The organism is Streptococcus mitis (assembly GCF_009496205.1).
Classification (GTDB): Bacteria; Bacillota; Bacilli; order Lactobacillales; family Streptococcaceae; genus Streptococcus; species Streptococcus mitis_BN.
Genome location: NZ_WIJO01000074.1, coordinates 1 through 7510, shown reverse-complemented (window position 1 = coordinate 7510; position 7510 = coordinate 1). Strand labels below are relative to the sequence as shown.

Here is a 7510-nt window from a genome sequence, read left to right as displayed (position 1 = left end):
GGATTTCGAAACTTTGAAAACTTCAAAAAACGGATTTTTATTGCTCTGAACATCAAAAAAGAAAGGACGAAATGTGTCCTTTCTCGATCTTAACTTTTCTTCAACCCACTACAGTTGACACAGAGCCGAATTTTCCAATGATTTGACCGGAAATGTGTGCATAGAAAAAACGCCAGCTCATGTGAGAATGACGTTTTTCAGAGGCTTATACTCAATGAAAATCAAAGAGCAAACTAGGAAGCTAGCCACAGGCTGTACTTGAGTACGGCAAGGCGACGCTGACGTGGTTTGAATTTGATTTTCGAAGAGTATTATTTTGCCAATCCTTCAGCAATCTTATCAAGGTTGTATTTCATCATGTTGTAGTAGCTGTCGCCTTCTTTACCTTGTTCTGCGATAGAGTCAGTAAAGATTTGTGCGTAGATTGGGATGTTTGTGTCTTGAGAAACAGTCTTCATTGGACGGTCATCCACACTTGATTCTACAAAGAGTGAAGGAGTTTTTGTTTGGCGAAGTTTTTCAACCAAGGTCTTGATTTGGTCAGGAGTTCCTTCTTCTTCAGTATTGATTTCCCAAATATAGGCACTTGGGACACCGTAGGCTTTAGAGAAGTATTTGAAGCATCCTTCGCTGGTTACAATGAGTTTTTTCTCAGCAGGGATGTTGTTAAATTTCTCCTTAGCTTCCTTGTCAAGTTTGTCTAGCTTATCAGTATATTCTTTGAGATTTTTTTCGTAGAATTCCTTGTTGCTAGGGTCTTTAGCGCTTAATTGTTTTGCGATATTTTTAGCAAAGATCATACCGTTTTCAAGGTTAAGCCAAGCGTGTGGGTCTTCTTTGCCTTTTTCGTTTTGACCTTCAAGGTAGATAACATCAACGCCTTCGCTGACTGCAAAGTAGTCTTTGTTTTCAGTTTTCTTGGCATTTTCTACCAATTTTGTAAACCAAGCATTGCCACCTGTTTCAAGGTTGATACCGTTATAGAAAATCAAATCAGCTTGAGAAGTTTTCTTAACGTCTTCAGGAAGTGGTTCGTATTCGTGTGGGTCTTGACCAACAGGAACGATACTGTGAAGATCAATCTTGTCACCAGCAATATTTTTAGTAATATCAGCGATGATTGAGTTTGTAGCAACAACTTTTAGTTTTTGACCAGAAGCTGCATCTTTTTTTCCACTAGTACATGCTACAAGAGCGATGACGGAAAGAAAGAGAACGAGTAATGTACCTAATTTTTTCATTAGATCCTCCAATTTATTGGGGTTTTGCCCCTTATTTTAACAAATGTTTATTTTTCAGTTTCAAATATCGTTGTTTTGGAGCGATAAAGAAGCTAATGAGAAAGAAACTAGCAGCTGTGAGCACGATACTAGAACCTGCCGCAACGTTAAAGCTATAGCCGATAAAGAGCCCCAAAACTGAAGCTATCGCTCCAAAGGTTGAGGAAAGGAAAATCATGCTTTTCAGGCTATTAGCATACAGATAAGCAGTTGCAGCTGGGGTAATCAGCATGGCTACAATCAGGATAGTTCCGACACTTTGCATGGCTGTCACAGACACGAGAGTCAAGAGTACCATGAGAAGGTAGTGATAGAAATTGACAGGCATTCCCATGGCTTTGGCCAAGAGTTCATCAAAGGAAGTTATCAAGAGTTGCTTGAAGAAAATCCAGATTAACAAGAGAATGGCTGCTCCTACACCCATAGTAATAAACATATCCGTATCTTGGACGGCCAGGATATTTCCGAAAAGAATATGGAAAAGGTCAGTTGAACTTTTAGCGACACTAATCAAGATGATACCGAGGGCTAAGAAAGAAGAAAAGGTAATGCCGATGGCGGTATCGCTTTTGATAATCGAGTTCCCCTTGATGTAGGTAATGATGATAGCAGCTAGCAATCCAAAGACAATGGCTCCGATAAAGAAGTCAAGGCCCAAGATGAAGGAGAGGGCTACACCTGGTAAGACAGCATGTGAAATGGCATCTCCCATGAGTGACATCCCGCGTAGGATGATGAAACATCCTACAGCTCCAGCTACGACCCCGACGACAATGGCTGTTATCAAGGCATTTTGTAAGAAATGGAATTTTTGCAATCCATCGATAAATTCTGCAATCATAGGTCACCTCCATTGAAAAAGAGTCGATTACCGTAAGCTTCTTTGAGATTGGCTTCGGTAAAGGTTTCTTTGGTTGGACCAAAGGCAATCACTTCTCGATTGACAAGCAAGACTTGATCGAAGTAGTGGGCAACCTTGCTGAGGTCGTGGTGGACGATGAGAACCGTCTTCCCAGCTTTTTTCAGATCTCTCAGCGTATTCATGATGATTTCCTCACTAACAGAGTCAATCCCAACAAAGGGTTCATCCAAGAGGATATAGTCGGCTTCCTGAACCAAACATCTGGCAATCAAGACCCGCTGGAATTGACCTCCAGACAGTTGACTGATTTGCCGTTCTGCGTAGTCAGCTAGCCCGACGATTTCAAGGGCTTCTTGCACTTTCTTCCAATGTTTAGCGTTTAAACTTCGAAAGAGAGGGATAGAGGGAAAGAGTCCTAGAGAGACACATTCCTTGACCTTGATGGGAAAGTTGTAGTCGATATTGATTTTTTGTTCGACATAGGCGATTCGGTGTAAGGATTTTTTAACTTCCTTGTCATCGAGAAATGCCTGACCTTGATGTGGGATAATTCCCAGCATCCCTTTTAATAGTGTTGATTTCCCAGCACCGTTTGGACCAATGATACCGGTAATTGTTGGTCCTTGGAGCACTAGTGAAATATCCTTAAGTGCCAACGTTTCTTTGTAGGAGACACTGAGGTTTTCGATACGTATCATAATCTTGTATTCCTCCTGTCTCTTAATATACATTAAAAAAAAAATTAAGTCAAGTTAATTTTTGAAAAAATTAAAATAATAACTGAAAAATGATGGAAAAGGAAAGTTCATTTTTAATTGCATTCCCCAGCAATTTTTGTTAAGCTAAAAACAAGTACAAATGAAAGCGAGAACAAGATGACACGTTATCAAGATGATTTTTATGATGCAATCAATGGAGAATGGCAGAAGATAGCTGACATCCCAGCAGATAAGTCTCAAACAGGAGGTTTTGTTGATTTAGACCAGGAAATTGAAGACTTGATGCTTGCGACAACAGACAAGTGGTTGGCAGGTGAAGAGGTGCCTGAGGATGCTATCTTGGTAAACTTTGTCAAATACCACCGCCTAGTTCGTGATTTTGACAAGAGAGAAGCTGACGGTATCACACCTGTCTTACCACTCCTTAAAGAATTCCAAGAATTAGAGACTTTTGCGGATTTTACAGCTAGACTAGCAGAGTTTGAACTTGCTGGAAAACCAAACTTCCTTCCTTTTGGTGTATCGCCAGACTTTATGGATGCCAGAATCAACGTTTTATGGGCTAGCGCTCCAAGCACGATTCTGCCAGATACGACTTACTATGCTGAAGACCATCCTCAACGCGAAGAGCTCTTGACTCTTTGGAAAGAAACTAGCGCAAATCTTCTCAAGGCTTATGATTTCTCTGATGAAGAAATTGAAGACTTGCTGGAGAAAAGACTAGAATTGGACCGTCGCGTGGCGGCAGTAGTGCTCTCTAATGAAGAAAGTTCAGAGTATGCTAAACTCTACCATCCATATGCTTACGAAGATTTCAAGAAATTTGCGCCTGCCCTACCTTTGGATGACTTCTTCCAAGCCGTTCTTGGACAAGTGCCAGACAAGGTTATCGTAGACGAGGAACGTTTCTGGCAAGCAGCAGAGCAATTCTACAGTGAAGAAGCCTGGCCTCTCCTCAAGGCAACCTTGATTTTGAGTGTTATCAATCTTTCTACCAGTTATTTAACGGAAGAAATACGTGTCTTGTCAGGTGCCTACAGTCGTGCACTTTCTGGAGTTCCAGAAGCCAAAGACAAGGTTAAGGCAGCCTACCAGTTAGCACAAGGTCCATTCAAACAAGCCTTAGGTCTCTGGTATGCCCATGAAAAATTCTCTCCAGAAGCCAAGGCAGATGTGGAGAAAAAAGTGGCAACCATGATTGACGTCTATAAGGAACGCTTGGCTAAAAATGACTGGCTGACTCCAGAAACTCGTGATAAGGCTATTGTCAAACTTAATGTCATCAAGCCTTATATTGGTTACCCAGAAGAATTGCCAGAACGCTATAAGGACAAGGTGGTCGATGAAAATGCTAGTCTTTTTGACAATGCTCTAGCTTTTGCGCGTGTGGAAATCAAGCACAGTTGGAGCAAGTGGAACCAGCCTGTAGATTACAAGGAGTGGGGCATGCCTGCTCATATGGTCAATGCCTACTACAATCCACAGAAGAACCTGATTGTCTTCCCAGCAGCTATTTTACAGGCGCCTTTCTATGACTTGCATCAGTCATCTTCTGCTAACTACGGGGGTATTGGGGCAGTTATTGCTCATGAAATTTCCCACGCCTTTGATACCAACGGAGCTTCCTTTGATGAAAATGGTAGCCTCAAGGATTGGTGGACAGAGAGTGACTATGCTGCCTTCAAGGAGAAAACACAAAAAGTTATTGACCAATTTGATGGACAAGATTCTTATGGAGCAACCATCAACGGTAAATTGACTGTATCAGAAAACGTGGCTGACTTGGGAGGAATCGCTGCAGCGCTTGAAGCAGCTAAGAGAGAAGCAGACTTCTCAGCAGAAGAATTCTTCTACAATTTCGGTCGCATCTGGCGCATGAAAGGTCGTCCAGAATTTATGAAACTTTTGGCTAGCGTTGATGTGCACGCGCCAGCCAAACTCCGTGTCAATGTACAAGTACCAAACTTCGATGATTTCTTTACAACCTATGATGTCAAAGAAGGTGACGGCATGTGGCGTTCGCCAGAGGAGCGCGTGATTATTTGGTAATGAATTGAATCTAATACTAAAATCCGTAAATCTGCAAAGGATGGGTTAAAGAGGTTAATATGAAGAAATTTTTAATGATATTTTCAGCTATTCTTACTGTTTTTGTTTTAGCATCTTGTGGTGAAAACAAAAAAGATGAAAAAATAGAACCTTCGGCAACACAATCATCTTCTACCAAAGAGGAACAGAAGGAAACCTCTACGAAGTCAGAGAGTCAAACTAGTACAAGTTCTTCAATGGCAACGCCGTCAACAACAATGGAAAAGAAAAGTGAAGCAGGAAAAGATTTGTACGAGGAAGTAATAGGGCGGTACAATCATTATACAGACCTTTTAAAGCAAGGTAATAGAGAAGATTTGTACGAGGAAAATAAACAACACAAGATTGCTTCAGATGAATATGGTTTGATTTTCTCTCGAATGGATTATAAAAATGCACCAGATTGGAAATATGTTATTGCTGATTTGAATAAGGATGGTCAAGACGAGTTACTTATTGGGGATGAAAAATTTGTTTCAGCTATTTATTATTTAGAGAATAAACAACCCAAGTTGCTTCATACAGCTTATGTAGCTTCTGCAGGTGGTTTTCGTTCAAGTTTAGTTATCTATGAAAATGGTCAAGTCAGATATGCAGACTGGCAGTCAACACGACCAGAAATGAACTTAAGTCTATATGCTTTTGATAAAGACGGAGTCCAGAAGATTAAAGAAGAAATCTTTCAAATTGGTAGTGATCAAAAGCCAGAGCAAATCTTAGGGATTTCTTCTAATGAACTTGATTTAGCTAAATTTGAATGGAAAGAATTTGCACCAGTCAACTAGTATTTGATGAAATTTAAAACTAGGCTAGATTCTAAAGTCACAAAATAGCAGTACACAAAAACCAAGGATAAAAGTTTCCTTGGTTTTTTGCTAGCTAGAAAAAAGGATTGAAGGTCTTTTCGTGAGCAATAGTAGTAGCTGGACCATGCCCTGGATAGACGTCATAGTTTGGCAGGGTGAAGAGTTGGGTCTGGATGCTATGAAGGAGTTGCTCCATGCTACCAGTCGGAAGGTCGGTCCGTCCGATTGTTTCTCGGAAAAGAGCATCCCCTGTTAAGACTAGGTGAGCATCAGGAAAGACGATAGAAACACCACCGATAGAGTGACCTGGTGTTGGCAAGACAGTGAAACGAAATTCCTCTAGTTGGTATTCTTCATGAAAGACAAAGGTGTGTTCTGCAGGTTTTGCGACCACATCTGCCATATCATCGTGGCGGGGAAGTCCAGAGAGATTATCGACGGGAGTATAGAGCCAGCTGGCTTCACTCTCTGCAATATAGACTGGAGGATTGCCAAAAGTCTCGCGAACCAAGTCCAGACTCATGATATGGTCATAATGGGCGTGGGTCAAGAGAATAGCGCAGATAGGTTTGTTGATGCTCTCTATTGTCTGACGAATGGCTTCCCAATGGCTACCAGGGTCAACAACGATGAGGTGTTTTTCACCTTCTAGGTAATAGGTGTTTTCATAGGCAATAGGATTCACAGTTTTATGGATTTTCATACTAGCTCCAATCTCAAAGAATGTACTAAGCTAAGTATAGCACAGTTAGGGGGAATAAAGTATATAGAAAGTCCTTCTTTGAAAAATTGGATAACCTTATAGATGGTCTGCTTTGATCTTCCAAGAGCTTTTATACCTTATTTGTAGTGAACCTCTATCATTACGAGTTCATTTGTGGTAAGATGTGTATAAGTCATTTATGTTAGTTCCTTTCAGAAAAATGAGGTAGTTTATCTGAGCTTAACATAGATGGCTTTTTCTGTCTAGCTTAATTTTACAAATTTGGAATTGAAAAAACTTCACCCTTGAGTTTATTTAATGAAGAATATACGTTATCATTCAGATGGCTTAGAAGGGTGTGAATTCGATACAGCTACTGATAAAACATATAAAATTATATACTGTAATGATTTATATTATATATAATTTAAAGATTTCCTAAGAGAGATATTCCAGATTACCGCTTCGTAGAGACTAAGAAACTTCCAAATGGCGACACAGTTCATGTTTATGAAAAAATTATTCCTTCTGTGAAACCAGAGCTTGCGAAACCATCAAAACCAGCTAAGGAATTTCCTAATACTGGTACAGAAGATCACTCTAGCCTAGCAGCTCTTGGACTTCTTGGAGTATTGAGCGGATTTGGTCTTGTGGCACGCAAGAAAAAAGAAGACTAATGTTTTAATCATTAAAGATTAAACAAAGGAATTCAATTTCATAAATGAAAAGAACCTGAGACAAAATAGTTCTCAGCCACAAAAAAGCTAGAGATTTCCAATTGCGGAACTCTAGCTTTTTAATTTTGAGTCGTTCTCTTATTGTATTTGAGGAGGTTATTGGCCATAAGTACCAACCCTATGTCAATTCTCACTTGACGCTTCCCTCTCAGATTACATCTCTTGTAACCCAAACAAGCCTTTATCTACCCAAAGACAGGTTCCACATCAATCTTGCGTTGAGCGAAAATCTGTCTTCCTTCGGGAGATAAAAGCGCCTGACATTCTTTAGCTTTCAAGTTTTGATAGCGTTCGTTCATATACAGTCCCTTTTGA

The 7510-nt window shown here is 40.3% G+C and carries 7 protein-coding genes and 3 pseudogenes; 4 read left to right on the top strand and 6 right to left on the bottom strand.

Annotated features, from left to right (window positions below; genetic code table 11):
• Positions 1–311 precede the first annotated feature (311 nt).
• The 3 genes from psaA to GEZ85_RS09420 are packed head-to-tail and all read right to left on the bottom strand — an operon-like array spanning position 312 to position 2840.
• Complete coding sequence (gene psaA / locus GEZ85_RS09430) at positions 312–1241, bottom strand: metal ABC transporter substrate-binding lipoprotein/adhesin PsaA (protein ID WP_045611179.1); 930 nt, start codon at positions 1239–1241, stop codon at positions 312–314.
• Positions 1242–1272: 31 nt separating this feature from the next.
• Positions 1273–2121, bottom strand: a complete 849-nt coding sequence (locus GEZ85_RS09425; protein ID WP_153210127.1) for a metal ABC transporter permease — start codon at positions 2119–2121, stop codon at positions 1273–1275.
• Entirely contained in the window at positions 2118–2840 is a 723-nt protein-coding gene (locus GEZ85_RS09420) for a metal ABC transporter ATP-binding protein (RefSeq protein WP_153210128.1), read from the bottom strand. The genes GEZ85_RS09425 and GEZ85_RS09420 overlap by 4 nt, the downstream gene beginning before the upstream one ends.
• 177 nt (positions 2841–3017) lie before the next feature.
• Between GEZ85_RS09420 and pepO the strand changes: the two genes are divergently transcribed.
• Positions 3018–4910, top strand: coding sequence for an endopeptidase PepO (gene pepO / locus GEZ85_RS09415; RefSeq protein ID WP_153210129.1), 1893 nt, complete (start codon positions 3018–3020; stop codon positions 4908–4910).
• Between the two features lie 59 nt (positions 4911–4969).
• Positions 4970–5734, top strand: a complete 765-nt coding sequence (locus GEZ85_RS09410; protein ID WP_153210130.1) for a hypothetical protein — start codon at positions 4970–4972, stop codon at positions 5732–5734.
• Positions 5735–5828: 94 nt separating this feature from the next.
• On the opposite strand, the gene GEZ85_RS09405 is transcribed toward GEZ85_RS09410, so the two are convergent.
• Together GEZ85_RS09405 and GEZ85_RS10435 are read right to left on the bottom strand one after the other, a co-directional pair.
• On the bottom strand, positions 5829–6458 hold the full coding sequence (locus GEZ85_RS09405; protein WP_153210131.1) for an MBL fold metallo-hydrolase: 630 nt from the start codon (positions 6456–6458) through the stop codon (positions 5829–5831).
• Positions 6459–6523: 65 nt separating this feature from the next.
• Positions 6524–6655: pseudogene (locus GEZ85_RS10435) on the bottom strand (IS30 family transposase); the annotation flags it as partial.
• 252 nt (positions 6656–6907) lie between these two features.
• Here GEZ85_RS10435 and GEZ85_RS10580 point away from each other — a divergent pair.
• Together GEZ85_RS10580 and GEZ85_RS10575 are read left to right on the top strand one after the other, a co-directional pair.
• Positions 6908–6967: pseudogene (locus GEZ85_RS10580) on the top strand (LPXTG cell wall anchor domain-containing protein); the annotation flags it as partial.
• Positions 6968–6988: 21 nt separating this feature from the next.
• The gene (locus GEZ85_RS10575; protein WP_239822382.1) at positions 6989–7135 is read left to right on the top strand and encodes an LPXTG cell wall anchor domain-containing protein; all 147 of its coding nucleotides are present in this window, start codon (positions 6989–6991) and stop codon (positions 7133–7135) included.
• 119 nt (positions 7136–7254) lie between these two features.
• On the opposite strand, the pseudogene GEZ85_RS10650 reads toward GEZ85_RS10575, so the two are convergent.
• Positions 7255–7510 (bottom strand): annotated as a pseudogene (locus GEZ85_RS10650) (transposase); the annotation flags it as partial.

Excerpts from the sequence above, each read along its gene's own strand:
- GEZ85_RS09410 (WP_153210130.1), top strand. The coding sequence starts at position 4,970 with ATGAAGAAATTTTTAATGATATTTTCAGCTATTCTTACTGTTTTTGTT.
- GEZ85_RS09405 (WP_153210131.1), bottom strand. The coding sequence starts at position 6,458 with ATGAAAATCCATAAAACTGTGAATCCTATTGCCTATGAAAACACCTAT.
- GEZ85_RS09420 (WP_153210128.1), bottom strand. The coding sequence starts at position 2,840 with ATGATACGTATCGAAAACCTCAGTGTCTCCTACAAAGAAACGTTGGCA.
- pepO (WP_153210129.1), top strand. The coding sequence starts at position 3,018 with ATGACACGTTATCAAGATGATTTTTATGATGCAATCAATGGAGAATGG.
- GEZ85_RS09425 (WP_153210127.1), bottom strand. The coding sequence starts at position 2,121 with ATGATTGCAGAATTTATCGATGGATTGCAAAAATTCCATTTCTTACAA.
- psaA (WP_045611179.1), bottom strand. The coding sequence starts at position 1,241 with ATGAAAAAATTAGGTACATTACTCGTTCTCTTTCTTTCCGTCATCGCT.